Origin of the sequence: Pseudomonas segetis, from assembly GCF_900188155.1 — a bacterium.
GTDB classification, from domain to species: Bacteria; Pseudomonadota; Gammaproteobacteria; order Pseudomonadales; family Pseudomonadaceae; genus Aquipseudomonas; species Aquipseudomonas segetis.
Genome location: NZ_FZOG01000004.1, coordinates 335,566 through 353,889, shown reverse-complemented (window position 1 = coordinate 353,889; position 18,324 = coordinate 335,566). Strand labels below are relative to the sequence as shown.

Here is an 18,324-nt window from a genome sequence, read left to right as displayed (position 1 = left end):
TTAAATCTCCTGTGGCCGGGAGGCGTGGTTAAGATCGGCAAGCGACAGGTTGCGATCAAACAGCGGCGCCAGGCTCTGGTCGTGGCTGACAAACAACAAGCTGGCGCCCGCTTCGCGGCATTCGGCAAACAACAGCTGCAAGAAGGCTTCGCGCGCATCGGCATCGAGTGCCGAAGTCGGTTCGTCGGCGATGACCAGTTCCGGCTGGCCAATCAGGGCGCGTGCCGCAGCAACGCGTTGTTGTTGGCCGATGGATAACGAGTCGGCACGGCGCTCGAGCAGTCTGGGGTCGGTCAAACCCAGGTGGGCGAGCAAACCAGCAGCCGCCTTGGCAACACTGCCATGGCGATGACGAGCGCGATTATTCCTGATGTCCGAGAAATGACAGGGCAACTCGACGTTTTCACGTACCGATAAAAACGGCAGCAGGTTGAATTGCTGGAAAATGTAGCCGGTATGGTTGACCCTGAACCGATCTCGCGCGCCGGATGACAAGGCGCTGAGATCCTGGTCGAGCAGCTTGATCAAGCCTCGGTCAGGCTTTTGCACGCCACCGAGCAAGCCCAGTAGCGTGGTTTTGCCACTGCCGCTGGGGCCTTTGAGGAACAGTGTCTCGCCGCGTTGCAGGGTAAAGCTGGGAATATCAAGCAACTCAGGTTGGCCGGGCCATGCAAAGCCGAGGTCGGTGAGGCTAATCAGTGCTGAAGTCATGAATGCAACGGCCCGGTTGCCCGGGCCGGTCTATATTGGAGTAAACAGAGTTGGTGTGCCTGTGTACCGCCACAGCCTGGGCCGAGAGCCTACTGGTTTTATTCCAGTAAACGAAGCCATTGTTACGCAGGGCTTGCCCCTTGTGCTGTACAGCGGCTGATTTTAGAACTTGGCGCTGCTCTGCTCAGGGGTCAGTTCCGCTCCCTGCTGACCATTTGGGCCAATCAGTTGCAGCTGGATTTTATGGGTAGCGGGGAATTGCTTGAACAGCTGGGCCAGTTCAAGTTGTTGCAAGGCTTGTGGTTGCTTGCAGTTGAAGCTGTAGTGCGCATGAATTTCGCTGTGCTCATGCTCATGCTCATGCTCATGCTCACCGGCTTCGTGCTCATGCTCATGCTCACCGGCTTCGTGCTCATGTTCATGCTCTGATTCAGCATGAGCCCCTGAAAACAGCGGGCTTTCCAGTTCCTTGCTGCTGAGGCTGCAATCGCCAGTGTTGAGGCTAAATAGTGCCAGAGGCTTTTCAAGTTGGCTGCGGGCCTGGCTGATGGCGGCTTTGTCGGCATCAGAGCTGGGCGCGTGCTCAAAGCCCACCAGGTTCATGGCTGGGCTTTCCAGTTCTATTTCCAGAGTGTTGCCATCAAGCGCGACATTGAGTTGAGCAACCCCGTGTTCGTGGGCGCCAAGACTGGCATGTTCCGCATGGTCGTGATCGTGATCGTGGTCGTGCGCCATTGCGGCAAGTGGAAGAAGGGCGAAAGGCAGTGCTAGCAGGACGCGACGCATTGTTGGCTCCAGGCGGATAGTGAAATAAGTTGTAATGTTATAACGAATTAAATCGCTGATTGCTAGCGCGAGTTGTCATTGCGCGCCTTGCCGTGGGAGCATTCAGCCCAGGAAATTGGAGGCGATATGGTACGCATACGCGGCAAGATCGGTGATTGGCCGGTTGATCTGACTGTTGAGCTTGATGCTCAGGATTGGGCGCACCTGGCCGCTAACTTGCCAGTCAGTACGCCGCCGGCGACTACAGAGGCTGCGCCGGTTGAGGCGCCCAGGACTGATGCGCTTTGGCAAAGCACCCTGTCTTTACTGGGCAAGGCAGGTAGCATCGAAGGGCCGTTGCTGATGGAACAGCTTACGGGATTGGCAGGCGGGGAGTTGGCTGCAAAGCAGTTGCTGGTGCGCTTGCGACATTGTGCGCAGGTGCGGGTTGAGAGCGGGGCCGATGCGCCGGTTTATCACTGGCTTGGCTAGTGCTAAACCGGTTCATCGGCTGGTTGGAGTCAAGCCGATTGGTTTGACCTTGAGTGCTTGAGCTCAATCCAGGATTCGGCGGCGACCACCAGAACAACACCAAGCAATACCACGTCTTTGATCAGGAACGCGCCCAGTAGTGAAGGGAAGACGCTTTCAGGGTTCAAGGTACCCGGAGTTGTCAGCAAGAAGGTCAGGGTTGTCAGGAACAGGCCTGTCGCCAGCAAACCGCCGAGTAGCGAGGCTTTCTTGTTGATGGGGTAGAGCGCTAACAGGGCGGCGATGCTCAATTCGCCCACGCCAATAATCTTTGAGACGCCCTCGATACTGCCGACACTGTACATCCACGAGAGAAATGGCGAGTGCTCAATCAGGTGGCTGATGGCCTTGGCTTCACCTGGGGTGAACTTGAATGCGCCAATCCAGGCAATAATAAACACAGTGCCGTACAGCGCAATGTAAAAGCCGATCCTTGAGTGCTTGCTATTCATGATGTTTAAACGCTTCAGTCAATAGTTGTGAGCGCTGCAAAACCTGTTGTTCTGCAGCAGTGCTTACTTAACTAGAGTCCTTGGCTTTTGAATAATTACAGTCAATAAATCGCTTGATAGAGTTTTCTACGATATTGAGTGACCAGCGCATGGTCGTTGCCGAGCAGCTCGAACACCTGGAGAAGGGTTTTATGCGCCAGGCCGTCCGCATAATTGCGATTGCGCACGAATAATTTAAGCAATGCATCCAGCGCGGACTCGTATTGCTGGTTGGCAAGCTGCTGAACGGCCAGTTGGTAAGTCGCTTCGTCATCCTCGGGGTTTTGTCCCAGGCGCGTCTTCAATTCAGCTGCATCAGGCAGTTCAGCCGCCTGGCGCAGGAAGGTCAGTTGGGCTTTGGCACCATTGAGAGCTTGTTTGTGTTCGTCGCCACTTACGGCATCAAGCACTGTTTGCGCCTCGGTCAGTTCGCCGCGTTCAGCCAGGCAGCGTGCGTACAAGATCAATGCCGGTGCGTTGCTGTTGTCTTCACCGAGCAGTTGCTTGAGTTGTGCCTCGGCAGCGTCGACCTGGCCCTCGGCAAACAGCTTGCTGGCGCTGTCGAACAGGTTTTCCTGCGCCGGTGCCGGCTCCGCAACATGGGGCTGCAGCATGGCGCGGATTTCCGACTCGAGCTTGGCGCCGGCAAAACCGTCAACCGGTTGGCCATCCTTGAACAGCACAACGGTCGGCAGGCTGCGAATACCGAAGCGAGCGACAATGTCCTGCTCGATATCACAGTTGACCTTGGCCAACAGCAGTTCGCCCTGATAACTCTCGGTAATCTGTGCCAGTAGCGGCATCAGCGCCTTGCATGGCGCACACCAGTCTGCCCAGAAATCAACCAGTACCGGCTTATTGAACGAGTTCTCAACGACCAGTTGATCAAACTGTGCGGCGCCGGAGATATCAAAAATATAGGGGGTGTCGCTCATGGTCTGTCTCGCAGGATCAAAGGCTGATAAGTAGGTTAATAAGGCTTGCGGGCTAGTTTAACAAGTCGTCGTCGCCGAACTGCGCGCTGCGTGATACAGGCTCACCTGGCGAAACTCGTCCGGCTCGGCCAGGTCCGGCCAGGTGCAGGCCTGCATGAGGCCGAGGCGCTGGTACAGCGGGTGCTCGAAGTTGCGTACCCGTGAATCGGCAACCAGCGCTTGCTGCCCGCGGCTGAGGAACTGATCCAGTAGCGGCAGGTTGGCGCGATCATAAAGCACGTCGGCCACAATGATCAGGTCAAAACGATCCGTTTCGGTAAAAAAATCTGCGGAGTAACCCAGTTTTACACTATTCAATTCGGCGTTGGCTTTTGTCGCCGCCAGGGCCATCGGGTCGAGATCGCAGGCCACGACTTCGCTGGCTCCTGCCTTGGCTGCAGCAATGGCCGCGATCCCCGAGCCGGTACCGAAATCGAGCACCCGTTTATTGCGTACCCATTGCGGATTCTGCGCCAGCCAGCGCGCCAGGACCAATCCGCTGGCCCAGCAGAAGCACCAGTAGGGCGGGTCTTCGAGTATGCGCTGGGTTTCTTCCGGGCTGAACTGGCGATCCATGTTCCCGGCATCAATCAGCCACAGCCTGATATCCGTTTCTGGCAGGGTTTGTATGCTCAATTGCGCATCGCCAAGCAGCGCATTGAGCGCTTCAAGCAGCTCCGCTGGCGCACTTGGCGTCAGGCGGGGTGAAGTCACGGCGCAACCTGCATGCGGATATCGCCAAGCGTCTGGTTTTGCGCGCTGCGAATCAGTTGGGTGGGCATATGCTGAATCAGGCGACCTTCAAGGTTGGCTCGCCCGCGCAGCTCAACCCGGATGCCATGGTCGAACGCCGCGGGATTGAATACCAGGCGAAAGGGCAGGGTCGAGCCATTGCCGCGCAGCTGGATGTTACCCAGCAACTGAGCGGGCAGGCCATTGCTGCCGATGACCAACAGCGCGACTTCTGCCATGGCGCCATCCGGTACACCGATCAGGTTGCCGCTGATTTCGCGTAAATGTGCTGGCGTGGCGGCTGTGGCCGCTGCGGTCTTGGTTTCGGGCTGGCTGGCTACTGGCGCAGCGGGGTCGCTGGCACAGGCGCTTAGCAGACCGAGCAGGCCGATCAGGGTGAGGTGGCGCAAGTACATGCGTGCTCCTTTTGTCGTGTATCCGTTCAATGGATTCTTGCCCGCCTGTATACCGCAAAGCTGGCGGCTTGTCTTGCCGCTGAGATGCGCTACCATGGCGCCTTTCTGTTCAAGGCAGGCCATTGTATGCACTGTCCATTCTGCGCCGCCAACGACACCAAAGTGATTGACTCACGTCTGGTGGCCGAAGGTGAGCAAGTTCGTCGTCGCCGTGAGTGCCTGGCGTGTGGCGAACGTTTTACGACCTTTGAAACTGCGGAACTGGTGATGCCTCGGCTGATCAAGCAAGACGGCAGTCGCCAGCCTTTCGATGAAGAAAAACTGCGAGCCGGCATGCTCCGCGCTTTGGAAAAGCGTCCAGTGAGCATCGAGCGAGTGGAGGCTGCGATCGCCCATATCAAGCATCGCCTGCGTGCCACCGGTGAGCGCGAGGTGAAGTCGCTGGTGCTCGGCGAGTTGGTCATGACCGAACTGCAAAAGCTTGATGAAGTGGCTTACATCCGCTTTGCTTCGGTGTATCGGCGTTTCCAGGACCTCAATGAGTTTCGCGAGGAAATTGATCGCCTGTCTCGAGAACCCTCAAAGGATTAAGCATGACAGTTGATAACGCCTTTATGGCCCGTGCTTTGGAGTTGGCTCGTAAAGGATTGTACTCAACGCACCCGAATCCACGAGTGGGCTGTGTGATCGTTCAGGACGGCAGGATTGTGGGCGAAGGCTGGCATGCCCGCTCCGGTGAGCCCCATGCCGAGGTACATGCCTTGCGCCAGGCAGGTGCCAGGGCCAAAGGGGCCACGGCCTATGTGACGCTCGAGCCATGCAGCCATCATGGGCGCACCCCGCCTTGCGCCGACGCATTGATTGATGCAGGCGTGGCCAGGGTCGTCGCGGCCATGCAGGACCCCAACCCGCAAGTTTCCGGTAGCGGCTTGCTACGGCTGATGCAGGCCGGCATTGCCGTGCAAAGTGGCGTGCTCGAAGCGCAGGCCCGCGAGTTGAATGCGGGTTTCATCAAGCGCATGGAGCAAGGCTTGCCCTTTGTACGGGTCAAGCTGGCAATGAGTCTTGATGGGCGCACGGCCATGGCCAGTGGCGAAAGCCAATGGATTACCGGGCCAGCAGCGCGCTCGGCGGTGCAGCGGCTGCGTGCACGCTCGAGCGTGGTGCTCAGCGGCGCCGATACGGTGCTGGCCGATGATGCGCGCCTGACCGTGCGCAACGAAGAGCTTGGCCTCAACGCGGAGTTGTCTGCCCTGGCCGATGCCCGTCCGCCTTTGCGCGTGCTGATTGATGGGCGCTTGCGCGTGCCGCTCGACGCGGCATTCTTTCAGGCCGGTGCGGCAATGGTCGCGACCTGTGCGGCCGCCACGGCGCGAGATCGCTACTTGAGCGAGGGTCACGAATTGCTGGCCGTGCCCGGCAGCAATGGTCATGTCGATTTGCGCAAGTTGCTGGTTGAGCTGGCCGCCCGTGGCAGTAACGAAATTCTGGTCGAGGCTGGTCCACGGCTGGCGGGCGCATTTGCCCGGCAAGGGCTGGTTGATGAGTATCAGATATTCGTCGCCGCCAAGTTTCTTGGCTCCAGTGCCCGGCCTTTGCTCGACTTGCCGTTGGGACGAATGGCCGAGGCGCCACAGCTTAAAATCACTGATATTCGGGCCGTTGGTGATGACTGGCGGATTATCGCGGTGCCTCTGGTCGTGGCCGCCGAGGCGGTTGTCCCGCACTAAGCAACAGTTATCGCCGTCTATTCAGGGCGAGCCTGAGCCAATATTGGCGCAGGTTTGCGGTGCGTATGGGGCGTAAATATGGTAAAAAGCCACTCGCGAGAACCGAGGTCCTCGCAACGTTCTCAGGGCGGGGTGTAATTCCCCACCGGCGGTAATGGCGCGCAACGCGTCTAGCCCGCGAGCGCTTGGAGCCTTTGCTTGATCAATGGGCGCCAAGGTCAGCAGATCCGGTGTGATTCCGGAGCCGACGGTTACAGGCTTTTGCAGGCACTGCCTTGTGCGGTGTCCGGCACAGCCCAATAGTCCGGATAAAGAGAGAGCGGGTTTGTTTGAAGGGTGCCCAGACAGCAGGCTGTAGCCAGTTGCCCAGGCTTTGTCGATTGATTCGCAACGCGTTGTACAGCGTTCCTGCGGTCAGGTTGGCAAGGCGGGTGTACTGAACGGTTTCGCTGGCTGAGCACTGGCAAGCGCCCTATCGATCGAAACGCCCTGTTTTTTATAAACAGGAGTTCGCAAATGCCACATTCTATTTACCCAGCCCAGGCTGGTCGCTTGATCGATCAGTGCCGCGGCGTGCTCGCAGACGGGGAGGCGCCATGTTCACTGGCATAGTCGAGTCTATCGGTCACATTCGTGCATTGACGCCCAAGGGCGGTGATGTGCGGGTCTACGTTGAAACCGGCAAGCTGGATCTATCCGACGTCAAATTGGGCGACAGCATCGCCGTCAACGGTGTGTGCCTGACTGCGGTCGAGTTGCCTGGTGATGGTTTCTGGGCCGATGTCAGCCGTGAAACCCTGGCGCGCACCGGTTTTGTCGATCTCAAGCCAGGCAGCCGGGTCAATCTTGAAAAAGCCCTGACGCCGAGCAGTCGTCTTGGAGGCCATCTGGTAAGCGGTCACGTTGATGGCGTTGGTGAGGTTGTCGGCCGCGAAGAAAACGCCCGTGCCGTGCAGTTCACCCTGCGCGCGCCCAACGAGTTGGCCAAATACATCGCCCACAAAGGCTCGATCACGGTTGATGGCACCAGCCTCACGGTGAATGCGGTCAATGGCGCCGAGTTTGAGCTGACCATAGTTCCGCATACCCTGGCCGAGACCATCATGGTCGACTACCGCCCGGGGCGTAAGGTCAATCTAGAGGTCGATTTGCTGGCACGTTATCTGGAGCGCTTGCTGCTGGGTGATAAAGCCGCGGAGCCAAAGGCTTCAGGTCTTACCGAAGGTTTTTTAGCTGAACACGGCTACTTGAAAGGTTAAGGAAATCACCATGGCACTCAATAGTATCGAAGAGCTGGTTGAAGATATCCGCCAGGGCAAAATGGTCATCCTCATGGATGACGAGGATCGCGAGAACGAAGGTGACTTGATCATCGCCTCGGAATGCGTCACCGCCGAGCACATCAACTTCATGGCGCGTTTCGCCCGTGGCCTGATCTGCATGCCGATGACCCGCGAACGCTGTGAACTGCTCAAGTTGCCATTGATGGCGCCGCGCAACGGTTCAGGCTTTGGCACCAAGTTCACGGTGTCGATCGAGGCTGCAGAAGGCGTCACCACCGGTATCTCCGCAGCAGACCGCGCACGCACGGTGCAAGCGGCTGCATCGAAAAGCGCCAAGGCCGACGATATTGTCAGCCCGGGCCATATTTTCCCGTTGATGGCCCAGCCCGGCGGCGTACTGGCGCGTGCTGGCCATACTGAAGCAGCATGTGACCTGGCGCGCATGGGCGGCTTTGAGCCGAGTGGCGTTATCTGCGAGATCATGAACGATGACGGCACCATGTCGCGTCGCCCCGAACTGGAAGAGTTCGCCGCGCAACACGGGATCAAGATCGGCACCATTGCCGACCTGATTCACTACCGCCTGATTCACGAGCGCACGGTCGAGCGTGTCAGCGAACAATTGCTCGACAGCGAACTTGGCAGCTTCAACCTGGTGACCTACCGTGACTCGGTTGAAGGCGACGTGCACATGGCGCTGACCCTGGGCAAAATTTGCCCCGAGGAACCAACCTTGGTACGTGTGCATAACATGGACCCGCTGCGTGACCTGTTCATGGTCAAGCAGGAAGGTCGCTGGAGTCTGCGTGCGGCCATGAGTGAAGTGGCCAAGGCAGGTAGTGGCGTGGTGCTGCTGCTGGGCAATCCGCTGACTGGTCCGGACCTGCTGGCGCACCTTGAGCGTCAACTTGGTGGAGACGGCAAAGCCGCCAGCCCGGCGACTTACAGCACGGTCGGTGCCGGATCGCAGATACTTCGTGACCTCGGTGTGCGCAAAATGCGCCTGATGAGTTCACCGATGAAGTTCAACGCGATATCCGGATTCGATCTAGAGGTAGTAGAATATCTGCCCTCTGAATAATTCATTCATGGCCGCTAACGGCGGCCTGGCTCTTTAATAGACGAGACTCGCTATGACCCTGAAGACCATCGAAGGTACTTTTATTGCCCCCAAGGGCCGCTTTGCTCTGGTGGTTGGCCGCTTCAACAGCTTTGTTGTTGAAAGCCTGGTAAGTGGCGCCGTAGACGCACTGGTTCGCCATGGCGTGAACGAAAGCGACATTACAATCATTCGCGCACCGGGTGCGTTTGAGATTCCACTGGTTGCCCAGAAAGTCGCTCAACGTGGCGATTTCGATGCAATCATCGCCCTTGGCGCGGTTATTCGTGGCGGTACTCCGCACTTTGAATACGTGGCAGGCGAGTGCACCAAGGGCTTGGCTCAGGTGTCCATGGAATTCGGCGTACCGGTTGCATTTGGCGTGCTGACTGTGGATTCTATCGAGCAAGCAATCGAGCGTTCCGGTACCAAAGCCGGTAACAAAGGTGCAGAGGCGGCCTTGTCTGCCCTGGAAATGGTCAGCCTGCTGGCGCAGTTGGAGGCCAAGTGAGCCAGAACGATAGCAATAGCCAGCCGCCAAAGTCGGCGGCCCCGGCCAAGAAAGGTCCAAGTCCGAAAACCTTGGCCCGTCGCCAGGCGCGTACCTTGGCCATGCAGGCATTGTATTCATGGCACCTGGCCGGTCAGCCGCTCCATGAAATCGAGGCGCAATTTCGTGTCGATAACGATTTCACTGCGGTTGATGGCGCCTATTTTCACGAGATCCTGCACGGCGTTCCACGCCAGAAGGCCGAGATAGACAGCGCATTCGAGCCCTTGCTTGATCGTCCTATGGATGAGATGGACCCGGTTGAGCTGGCTATCCTGCGCCTGTCGACCTACGAGTTGCGCAACCGTATCGATATCCCGTATCGCGTGGTGATCAACGAAGGCATCGAACTGGCGAAGGTCTTCGGTGCTACCGACGGTCACAAGTTCGTCAACGGTGTGCTCGACAAGCTGGCACCGCGCCTGCGTGCTGATGAGGTTCGCGCTCACAGGCGTTAATCAATCAGCGTTGTCATAGCCAAAAGCCGCCTGCCTTAGTGCGGCTTTTGCTTATCTATTCGGGCGTCAAAGGTCATGGGTGAGTTCGAACTAATTGGTCACTACTTCGCTTCGGCGGCATGCGCCCAGGCGGGTGACGGCGTGGCGCTGGGCATTGGCGATGATTGCGCCTTGCTTGATGTGCCTGCTGGTGAACAACTGGCCGTCTCGACCGATACCTTGGTCGCCGGTGTGCATTTTCCGCATAATCCTGATCCCTGCCTGCTGGCCCAGCGTGCGCTGGCGGTCTCCGTCAGCGACTTGGCGGCAATGGGGGCCACACCGCTGGGCTTTACCCTGGCGTTAACCCTCGAAGCCGCCAATGCCGATTGGTTGCGGGCTTTTGCCCAAGGCCTGGATCAAATGGCGCGAGCCTGCTCGGTAAGCTTGATTGGCGGTGATACCACCCGTGGCCCGCTGAGCCTGACGCTGACGGTATTTGGACGTACGCCACGCGGCCTGGCCCTGACACGCAGCGGTGCCCAGGTGGGGGATTTGCTCTGTGTCGGCGGGTGCCTGGGCGATGCCGCTGGTGCCTTGCCGCTGGTGCTCGGTCAGCGCAGTGATGATTCAGCCGCTGCCAAGGCCTTGCTGCAGCAGTACTGGTCGCCACAGCCGCAGCTTTCGCTGGGACAGGCATTGCGCGGTAATGCCAGTGCCGCGCTGGATATTTCAGACGGACTGCTTGCCGACTGCGGCCACATTGCTGCTGCATCCCGGGTCTGTCTTCAGATCGAGTTGGCCAAAGTACCGCTATCAACATCCCTGCAAGTCTTTGTCGATGCCGAGACAGCGCGCAACTGTGCGCTCAGTGGCGGCGATGATTATGTGCTGGCATTCACCTTGCCCGAAGCCAGGCTTGCGCCGCTGCAGGAGCAAGGCTTGTCGATCCATGTCATTGGCAAGGTTCTGGCGGGGCAAGGGGTTAAGCTGGTCGATGCGCAGGGACAAGAAATTATCCAGGCCAAAGGCGGCTATCAACATTTTGGGAGCAGTGGTGGCTGAACCGGAAAAAATCCCGCATTCGGTGTGGAGCAACCCGTGGCATTTCATCGCTTTTGGTTTCGGTTCCGGAACACTGCCCAAGGCCCCAGGCACCTGGGGCTCGATGGCTGCCGTGCCCTTTGTTCCGCTGTGGCAGATGCTTCCGGACTGGGGCTATTGGCTGATGCTCGGCATCAGCATGCTGTTTGGCTTCTGGTTGTGTGGCAAGGTGGCGACCGACCTGCGCGTGCATGACCATGAAGGCATCGTCTGGGATGAAATGGTCGGCATGTGGATCACGCTTTGGCTGGTTCCTGAAGGATGGGGCTGGTTGCTGCTAGGCTTCCTAATGTTTCGTCTGTTCGACATCCTCAAGCCGTGGCCGATCAGTTGGCTTGATCGGCATGTGCATGGCGGACTCGGGATTATGCTGGACGATGTGCTGGCAGGTGTGTTTGCCTGGCTCGCAATGCAGTTGGTAATTTGGGGTTGGACGAGTGGTTTTGCGTCCAGCTTGGGTTTCTGAGTTGTTGTGGCTTGAGTCGAGGCGCGTGGGCTACGCGCTAATTGAGCGCAGTCGCGCTGCTCACGAATGGATTTGAAAGGCCTATGATCGCGAGATGTTTAGCGATATTGCTGGTATGTGTCCTTGGCTCCGAGGCCAATGCGCAGCCGCCAGCGCCGAAAGAGATCAATCTGGTCAGCGATGTCTGGGAACAGTACAGCGAGGCCGATGGCAGCGGTTTGGCCTGGGATGTCCTGCGGGCGGTTTACGAGCCTGTTGGCGTCAAGCTGAATATCCAGACCATGCCATACACGCGTTCGATTGGCCTGGTCCAGCGTGGCGAGGCCGATGCCTGGGTTGGCTCCTACCTCGACGAGGTCCAGCAGGGGGTGTTTTATCCGCACTGGAACTACGATGCCGACCAGATCACCGCCCTGAGCACGCTTGCTACCCCGGTGCCCAATCTGCAGACCCTCAACCAGTACCGACTGGTCTGGGTGCGCGGCTATGCCTATCAGCAATACTTGCCGAATTTGACGCGTTTTCGCGAAGTGCAGCGCCGAAATGGCATTCTTGAGATGCTAAATTTCGGGCGTGCCGATTACTACATTGATGCGCGCACCGAGGTCGAGCAATTGCTGATGACCGCTGCCGATCCTGCGCATTACCGGGTGACGGTGCTGACCCGCTTGCCGATCTACCTGGGGTTTGCCGATAACCCGCGCGGTCATCAACTGGCTGACTTGTTCGATCAGCGCATGCAGGTACTGGTCGAGCAGGGCACCTTGAAACCCATTTTCCAGCGTTGGAAACAGCCTTACCCATTTGACTGATAACAGGGAATGTTGGAAACCGCACATGAAAATACTCTGCTTCAGCGTGCTCTTGGCCTTCGCCAGCCTGGCCTGGGCTGCACCGCAAATTCAAGTGGTCGGATTGTTTCCGGGTGCGGCTGTGCTGAATGTCGATGGTCAGCGCAAGCTGGTAAAAGTCGGCCAGACCGGACCTGGCGGGGTTCAGGTGGTGAGCGCGAATGCGCGTGGTGCGGTGCTGCGAGTCGATGGGGTAGAGCGCAACTACAGCCTCTCGCGTGACTACAGCCAAGGCATGGCGGCGCCGCAGAAGCGCTCCCTGAGCATTGCCAAGGGTGAAAGTGGCCATTACTGGGTCGCCGGTTCGGTTAACGGTCACCCCATTCAGTTCCTGGTGGATACCGGCGCCACTTCGGTCGCCTTGACCGGCGCCCAAGCCGATCGGCTGGGAATAGACTATCGGGCTACAGGCAGAGAAATACGGGTCAGTACCGCAAATGGCGTGGCCCGTGGCTGGCGGATCAATCTCGACAGTGTCAAGGTCGGCACCATCGAGGTGCGGGGCGTGGAAGGCACCGTGATGGATGTGGGCACGGGTGGCGAGGCGTTGCTGGGCATGAGTTTCCTCGGGCGCGTGGGCTGGAAGGTCGATCAGGACGTGCTGGTGCTGGAGTCCAAGCATTGATGCATTGCTTCGACCAATGGATGTGAGCAAGTAAAGGCTCCGGTCGAGTTATTTTCCTTGATACTTATCATCAGTAATTCAGGCTGACCCCTGGCTATTGGCTGCTGTTACAATGCACGCCTATATCCCTTACTGACTCTAGGAGCACAGGGTGCCAGTCGTGTTCGTTGCTGCCTCCCAATTACCTACGCCGTTTGGCGTCTTCACCATGCATGGCTTCCTTGAAGAAACCACAGGCAAGGAGCATGTCGCGCTGACATTTGGCGATGTTGCCAACGGCGCACCCGTGCTGGGGCGTTTGCATTCCGAGTGCCTGACCGGCGATGCGCTGTTCAGCCTGCGCTGTGATTGCGGTTTCCAACTCGAAGCTGCGCTGAGCGCCATTGCTGCTGAAGGGCGCGGCGTATTGCTTTACCTGCGCCAGGAGGGCCGTGGTATTGGCTTGCTGAATAAAATTCGTGCCTATGAATTGCAGGATGGCGGCGCCGATACCGTTGAAGCCAATGAGCGCCTGGGCTTCGGAGCCGACCAGCGTGACTATGCGATCTGCAAGCCAATGCTCGACCATCTGGGCATTACCGAGCTGAAACTGATGACTAACAACCCGCGCAAGGTGAAGGCGCTGGGCGACATGGGCATCAATGTGGCGGCACGGGTGCCTTTGCAGATTGACCATAATCCGCACAACAAAAAGTACCTGGCGACCAAGGCTGGCAAGCTTGGCCACATGCTCGGCAGCATGCATCAGGCCGAGGTCGAGGAAAAAGTGTGAATCGGGCTCAGGCGCGTCGCCATCTTTCGATTCTGTGGTGGTGGCAGTTGGCGCTGGTCCTCTTGCCGGTCATCATCTTCAACAGCCTGTTCGAGTCCAGCCGCCAACCGGGCATATTGGCGATGCCGTTCTTTATAGCCGGTATGTTGTCGATGTTTGTCAGCTTGCCGCTGTTCAATGCCTACAAGCATGCTGTTATTGCCACGGGAAAGGCCCGCGATAGCGATGCCGAGCCTGCGGCCTGGCAGGCACTGGCCAAAACGCGGCGCAAGGCCTTTGTTGGTGCCAGCCTGCCGGCCTGGATTGCTGCCGTAGCAGTATTCACCAGCCTTGAAGCGATCCCGCTGATCCTGCTGACGGTGTCGAGCATGGTCATTCTCTACCTTTACCGCACTCCTCGTCAGCTCGGTTGATGCTTCGCCTATGGTTGACCCTGCTGCTGGCAGTCGGTTTATCCGCCCCAGCCCTGGCGGCGCAGCGAATCGTCAGCCTTGCCCCGTCACTGACCGAAATCGTTATTGAGCTTGGCGCCAGGCAGCAACTGGTTGGCGTGCTCGATGGCGGGCCACGACCTGCGGCCGTGGCACAATTGCCATCGGTTGGCCGCTACGGGCAGCTGGAGCTGGAAACCCTGTTGGCCTTGCAGCCAGACTTGATCCTGTTGTGGCCCGGCAGTGTTAGCCAGGCGCAGCGCGAGCAGTTGCGAGCCTTTGGTATCCCGATGCTGGTGGCTGAGCCGCATACGCTCGATAGCCTTGCCGACCAGTTTGCCGAAATCGGCCAGCGCATCGGCCGGGGCCAGCAAGGCCGACGGTTGCAGCAACAGTTTCGCCAGGGGCTGGCTGATTTGCGCAAGCGCTATCATCGGCAACGGCCATTGTCGGTGTTTTACCAGGTCTGGGATAAGCCGCTATACACCCTGGGTGGCCAGCAAATTGTCAGTGACGCACTGCGTGTCTGTGGCGCCGAGAATGTCTTTGCCGATATTCGCTTGCCTGCGCCTCAGGTCAGTGTCGAGGCGGTTTTACAGCGCAATCCGGAGGTGATCCTGGCCGGCAGCGGTGCGCAGCTTGAACCCTGGCAACGCTGGCCCGATATCACCGCGGTCAAGCGCAAGCAGCTTTGGCAGGTGCCGGATAAAGGCCTGGAGCGCCCAAGCTTCCAGATGCTGCATGCCACCGCGCAACTTTGCCAAGTGCTGGCAAAGGCGCAATAACCCCAACTCACAGCCACTTCTTCCGGAACCCATGGGGCTGGGGGGGTTCTTGTGCCCGTAAATTCAGGGTGGGCGTGCGAGAAATCTTGTAGCAAGCATCTGGCCATTGAACCGACGGGCAGTTTAAGGGTTCATATTTTCAAATGAAGCCTTCAGCAGCTGTCCAGAGTTGCCTATAGGTTCGGACTCAAGGAGGAACCATGTCCAATAACAAGAAATTTGCCCGGGTATTGGGTTCAACGGATGTAATCGCGCTGGCGTTCGGTGCAATGGTTGGCTGGGGCTGGGTTGTACTTGCCGGGACCATGATCAGTAACGCAGGCACAGGCGGCACTATGCTGGCTTTTGCAATCGGCGGCACTGCGGTGATCATGATTGGCCTGGCCTATGCCGAACTGGCGGCAGCCATGCCGCAAAACGGCGGCGAGCACGTCTACGCTCACCGGGCATTAGGCGCCGGAGCCTCGTTCTTCTGCACCTGGGCGATCATTCTCGGTTATGTCTCGGTGGTCGCCTTTGAGGCGGTTGCCTTGCCCACTGTGCTTGAGGAGCTTATTCCCGGATACAAGGTTGGCTTGATGTACTCAATCGCTGGCTGGGAGGTTTACTTCACCTGGGCGCTGGTGGGTATTGTCGGTGCAATTGGCATGACATGGCTGAATATCCGGGGTGTGAAATCCAGCGCGCTGTTTCAAGCGGTGATCACGGTACTGATTCTGGCGGTTGGCATCATGCTTATCAGCGGTTCGCTGTTTAACGGTTCAAGCGCCAACACCGAGCCCTTGTTCATCGGCGGAGTGGGCGGTGTATTTTCAGTCATCATCATGACGCCGTTTTTGTTCGTTGGCTTTGACGTCATTCCGCAGGCCGCTGAAGAAATCGACCTGCCATTTCGCAAGATCGGCATTATCCTGATCGTTTCCGTCTTGATGGCTGTCGCCTGGTACATCTTGATCATGTACGCCACGGGTCGAGCATTGGATGTCCAGGCGCTGGCGGGCTCGAAACTGGCGACTGCCGATGCGGCAACAGCAGTGCTGGGTGGAAGCTGGGCAGGCAAACTCTTGGTCCTTGCTGGCCTGGGGGGTATCTTGACCAGTTGGAACGCGTTTCTAATCGGCGGCTCGCGGGCGGTCTATGCGATGGCTGAAGCCAAGATGCTGCCGGCGTTCCTGGCCAAGCTGCATCCCACCTACAAAACACCGGTCAATGCGATTCTCCTGATTGGTGCGCTGTCGATCATCGCCCCCTTGTTCGGGCGCCAGGCGCTGGTCTGGCTGGTTGATGCCGGTGGCCTGGGCATCGTTGTTGCCTATGCGATGGTGGCACTTTCGTTCATTGTGCTGCGCAGGAATGAGCCTGATATGGAACGTCCATTCCGCGCCGGGCGTGGTCCTTGGGTTGGTTATGTGGCGTTGCTGCTTTCGCTTGGCCTGGTGCTGCTTTATACGCCTGTCTCACCTTCGGCGTTGCTGCCAGTCGAGTGGCTGTTGGTTGGCGTATGGGCTGTCTTGGGTGCCGTGCTCTACGGATACTCGTGCAAGGTTTACGGAAGCGTTGAAATTGGCCATTGAGTCCAGGCGCTCAAGCCCCATAAATAAAAAGGACCGCATCAAGCGGTCCTTTTTAGTGGCCGGGTGTTCGGTTACAGCTGCGGTGTCCAGGTCATCGAAACCAGTGCGGTACGCCCGGCTTCCTCATAATGGAAGGGCACCTGGGCGAATGTAGTGCTGTCGAATGCGGTGCCGTTTGCCTGGTAGTAATCGTGGTCGAGCAGGTTGTCCAGCTTCAGGTCGAAGCGCAGGTCGTTGGGGGCATTCCAGCCTGCGCGCAGGCCCAGCACGCCATAGCCTGGTATTTCCTGGGTATTGGCCAGGTCGTTGTAGCTATGGCTCGCCACCAACCAACTCGCGCCGACATTGAACTGACCAAAGCTGCGATCCAGATCGGCGGTGAAGGTGTTTTCCGGACGACGGCTCAGACGCTTGCCGTCATTGCCGCTGCCACTGCTGTTGCGGGCATCGACCAGGCTGTAGCCGAGACTGGCCCGCCAGCCGAACAGTTGTTGCTTGAGGGCGACTTCCAGGCCGTGGATGGTCGCTCGGTCAATGTTTTCGGGGCGGAAGGCATCAACGCTGTTTGCTTGGTTACCGTCCAGCGCATTGTTGGTGACTATGGCGTCTTCGATGCGGGTGCGGTAGGCCGAGACTTCGAGTGAGCTGCTCGGCGACAGGCGCGAACGCCACTGCAGTTCATAGCTGCGAGCCGTCTCGGGTTTTAGATCGGGGTTGCTGTAGACCGTGCAGCCGAAGCCCGGGAAGCAGTCGTCCGGGTAGTACAGGTCATTGAAGGTGGGCGCTCGGAACGACTCACTGTAGGAGGCGATCAAGTCATTATCGTCGTTCAGGTGCCAGGTGAAGGCAGCGTTCCAACTGTTCTCGCTGCCAAAGGCCTGGTTGTCGTCATGGCGTAGGCCCAACTCCGTGCCGAATTGGTCATTGTCGTAGCGGTGCTGGATGAATGCGGCTTTGTTCCAGCGCGAGTCCTCGTTGAAGGGCGTCGAGCTATTTAGGCGATCCTCATACCAGTCCAGGCCGAGCAACAATTGCTGGTGCTCGGCAAAGGCGATTGTATTGAGCCAACTGGCTTGGTCACGGTAGGTATTGAAGATCGAACCACCGTATGGGTCGTGGGATTTTTGCCGGTTCTCGGTGTGCCCCAGTTCCAGGCGCGAAGTCCAGTATTCGTTCAGTTTCGATTGCAGGTAAGCGCTACCGGTTGACTCTTCAAAGTCTGTATCGGCGGCTTGGGCGGGCGACAAACTGTAGTCGTATTCGCTTTGTCCGGTTTGGCGCAGCAGGTTGATCCCGGCTTCAAGGCTGTCGCTGAAATTATGCGACAGGCTCAGGTTGAGGCCCTTGTTGCGGTAGGCGCTGTCTTCACTGCCAATCAGGTTAGTGCGCTCAAATCCATCGGTTTCATCGAGTGATGCTCCCAGGTCGAAACGGGTTTGCTCATCGCCTCCAGACAGGCCAAGGCTGCGCTGCCAGGTACCGTGGGTGCCGAAGCCGACTTTCAGGCGTGGGTGCAAGCCTTGTTCACCTGTGCGGGTGAAAATCTGGATAACGCCACCAATTGCATCTGAGCCATAGAGCGCCGAGCGACTGCCACGGACCACTTCGATACGCTCGATTTGATCAAGATTGAGCTGTTCAAGGCTGGCCGTGCCACTGGAGCTGCCAGCGATGCGTTGGCCGTTGACCAACACCAGGCTTTGCGCCGTCGAGGTGCCGCGAATAAATATCCCGCTCAGCGAGCCGCGGCCACCGCTGCGCTGGACGCTGACGCCTGGGGTGCGGGCGAGCAGGTCCAGAACGTCGCCGGCTTGCAGGCGTTCGATGTCTTGGCGGTCATATACGGTAATTGCAGCCGTGGCCTTGCTGATCGGCTCGGCCTGGCGGCCAGAGGTAATGACCAACGGAGACGCTTGGTAAGGTCCAGCAGGTTCGGCTGCGGTAGCCAGGCACGGAGCCAGGGCAAGAGCCAGGGAAACACGGGAAAACTTCATTTA

Annotated in this window: 22 protein-coding genes and 1 riboswitch; of the genes, 15 read left to right on the top strand and 7 right to left on the bottom strand. The window is 58.3% G+C overall.

The window, feature by feature from the left end; all coding sequences use genetic code 11:
- Together CHB79_RS15560 and CHB79_RS15555 are read right to left on the bottom strand one after the other, a co-directional pair.
- Complete coding sequence (locus CHB79_RS15560; RefSeq protein WP_089360581.1) at nt 1-711, bottom strand: ABC transporter ATP-binding protein; 711 nt, start codon at nt 709-711, stop codon at nt 1-3.
- 162 nt (nt 712-873) lie between these two features.
- Entirely contained in the window at nt 874-1,497 is a 624-nt protein-coding gene (locus tag CHB79_RS15555; protein WP_089360580.1) for a DUF2796 domain-containing protein, read from the bottom strand.
- A gap of 126 nt (nt 1,498-1,623) precedes the next feature.
- On the opposite strand from CHB79_RS15555, the gene CHB79_RS15550 reads away from it, so the two are divergent.
- The gene (locus CHB79_RS15550; protein ID WP_010487058.1) at nt 1,624-1,968 is read left to right on the top strand and encodes a hypothetical protein; all 345 of its coding nucleotides are present in this window, start codon (nt 1,624-1,626) and stop codon (nt 1,966-1,968) included.
- 29 nt (nt 1,969-1,997) lie between these two features.
- Here CHB79_RS15550 and CHB79_RS15545 read toward each other — a convergent pair whose 3' ends face one another.
- From CHB79_RS15545 to CHB79_RS15530, 4 genes are all read right to left on the bottom strand, one after another.
- Nucleotides 1,998-2,459, bottom strand: coding sequence for a DUF417 family protein (locus tag CHB79_RS15545; RefSeq protein ID WP_089360579.1), 462 nt, complete (start codon nt 2,457-2,459; stop codon nt 1,998-2,000).
- Nucleotides 2,460-2,560: 101 nt separating this feature from the next.
- Entirely contained in the window at nt 2,561-3,433 is an 873-nt protein-coding gene (gene trxA, locus CHB79_RS15540; protein WP_089360578.1) for a thioredoxin, read from the bottom strand.
- Between the two features lie 57 nt (nt 3,434-3,490).
- A complete protein-coding gene (locus tag CHB79_RS15535; RefSeq protein ID WP_245851508.1) occupies nt 3,491-4,186 on the bottom strand; it encodes a class I SAM-dependent methyltransferase in 696 nt (231 codons plus the stop codon).
- Nucleotides 4,183-4,620, bottom strand: coding sequence for a hypothetical protein (locus CHB79_RS15530; protein WP_089360577.1), 438 nt, complete (start codon nt 4,618-4,620; stop codon nt 4,183-4,185). The genes CHB79_RS15535 and CHB79_RS15530 overlap by 4 nt, the downstream gene beginning before the upstream one ends.
- A gap of 126 nt (nt 4,621-4,746) precedes the next feature.
- On the opposite strand from CHB79_RS15530, the gene nrdR reads away from it, so the two are divergent.
- The 14 genes from nrdR to CHB79_RS15460 all read left to right on the top strand — a co-directional run bounded on the left by nrdR (nt 4,747) and on the right by CHB79_RS15460 (nt 16,327).
- Complete coding sequence (gene nrdR, locus CHB79_RS15525; protein ID WP_010487069.1) at nt 4,747-5,211, top strand: transcriptional regulator NrdR; 465 nt, start codon at nt 4,747-4,749, stop codon at nt 5,209-5,211.
- A gap of 2 nt (nt 5,212-5,213) precedes the next feature.
- Entirely contained in the window at nt 5,214-6,350 is a 1,137-nt protein-coding gene (gene ribD / locus CHB79_RS15520) for a bifunctional diaminohydroxyphosphoribosylaminopyrimidine deaminase/5-amino-6-(5-phosphoribosylamino)uracil reductase RibD (RefSeq protein WP_010487070.1), read from the top strand.
- Nucleotides 6,351-6,464: 114 nt separating this feature from the next.
- Nucleotides 6,465-6,675, top strand: a riboswitch (FMN riboswitch).
- A gap of 271 nt (nt 6,676-6,946) precedes the next feature.
- Nucleotides 6,947-7,609: a riboflavin synthase gene (locus tag CHB79_RS15515; protein ID WP_089360576.1), complete on the top strand. Its 663-nt coding sequence runs from the start codon at nt 6,947-6,949 to the stop codon at nt 7,607-7,609.
- 10 nt (nt 7,610-7,619) lie between these two features.
- On the top strand, nt 7,620-8,714 hold the full coding sequence (ribBA, locus tag CHB79_RS15510) for a bifunctional 3,4-dihydroxy-2-butanone-4-phosphate synthase/GTP cyclohydrolase II (protein WP_089360575.1): 1,095 nt from the start codon (nt 7,620-7,622) through the stop codon (nt 8,712-8,714).
- A 52-nt stretch (nt 8,715-8,766) separates the two neighbouring features.
- A complete protein-coding gene (ribH, locus tag CHB79_RS15505; RefSeq protein ID WP_010487077.1) occupies nt 8,767-9,243 on the top strand; it encodes a 6,7-dimethyl-8-ribityllumazine synthase in 477 nt (158 codons plus the stop codon).
- Entirely contained in the window at nt 9,240-9,740 is a 501-nt protein-coding gene (gene nusB, locus CHB79_RS15500) for a transcription antitermination factor NusB (protein ID WP_425439606.1), read from the top strand. The genes ribH and nusB overlap by 4 nt, the downstream gene beginning before the upstream one ends.
- A gap of 75 nt (nt 9,741-9,815) precedes the next feature.
- The gene (gene thiL / locus CHB79_RS15495) at nt 9,816-10,784 is read left to right on the top strand and encodes a thiamine-phosphate kinase (RefSeq protein ID WP_089360574.1); all 969 of its coding nucleotides are present in this window, start codon (nt 9,816-9,818) and stop codon (nt 10,782-10,784) included.
- Complete coding sequence (locus tag CHB79_RS15490; protein ID WP_010487082.1) at nt 10,777-11,289, top strand: phosphatidylglycerophosphatase A family protein; 513 nt, start codon at nt 10,777-10,779, stop codon at nt 11,287-11,289. The genes thiL and CHB79_RS15490 overlap by 8 nt, the downstream gene beginning before the upstream one ends.
- An 83-nt stretch (nt 11,290-11,372) precedes the next feature.
- Nucleotides 11,373-12,101 carry a substrate-binding periplasmic protein gene (locus CHB79_RS15485; protein ID WP_089360573.1) on the top strand — a complete coding sequence of 243 codons (729 nt, stop codon included), beginning with the start codon at nt 11,373-11,375 and terminating at the stop codon, nt 12,099-12,101.
- 25 nt (nt 12,102-12,126) lie between these two features.
- Nucleotides 12,127-12,765 (top strand): retropepsin-like aspartic protease family protein, encoded by a 639-nt coding sequence (locus CHB79_RS15480; protein WP_089360572.1) that lies wholly within the window; start codon nt 12,127-12,129, stop codon nt 12,763-12,765.
- Between the two features lie 151 nt (nt 12,766-12,916).
- Complete coding sequence (gene ribA, locus CHB79_RS15475) at nt 12,917-13,537, top strand: GTP cyclohydrolase II (protein WP_089360571.1); 621 nt, start codon at nt 12,917-12,919, stop codon at nt 13,535-13,537.
- A complete protein-coding gene (locus CHB79_RS15470; protein ID WP_010487087.1) occupies nt 13,534-13,950 on the top strand; it encodes a hypothetical protein in 417 nt (138 codons plus the stop codon). The genes ribA and CHB79_RS15470 overlap by 4 nt, the downstream gene beginning before the upstream one ends.
- Nucleotides 13,950-14,753 carry a cobalamin-binding protein gene (locus CHB79_RS15465; RefSeq protein ID WP_089360570.1) on the top strand — a complete coding sequence of 268 codons (804 nt, stop codon included), beginning with the start codon at nt 13,950-13,952 and terminating at the stop codon, nt 14,751-14,753. The genes CHB79_RS15470 and CHB79_RS15465 overlap by 1 nt, the downstream gene beginning before the upstream one ends.
- A 200-nt stretch (nt 14,754-14,953) precedes the next feature.
- Complete coding sequence (locus tag CHB79_RS15460; RefSeq protein WP_089360569.1) at nt 14,954-16,327, top strand: APC family permease; 1,374 nt, start codon at nt 14,954-14,956, stop codon at nt 16,325-16,327.
- A gap of 71 nt (nt 16,328-16,398) precedes the next feature.
- Here CHB79_RS15460 and CHB79_RS15455 read toward each other — a convergent pair whose 3' ends face one another.
- Nucleotides 16,399-18,321, bottom strand: a complete 1,923-nt coding sequence (locus CHB79_RS15455) for a TonB-dependent receptor domain-containing protein (RefSeq protein ID WP_089360568.1) — start codon at nt 18,319-18,321, stop codon at nt 16,399-16,401.
- Between the last annotated feature and the right edge of the window lie 3 nt (nt 18,322-18,324).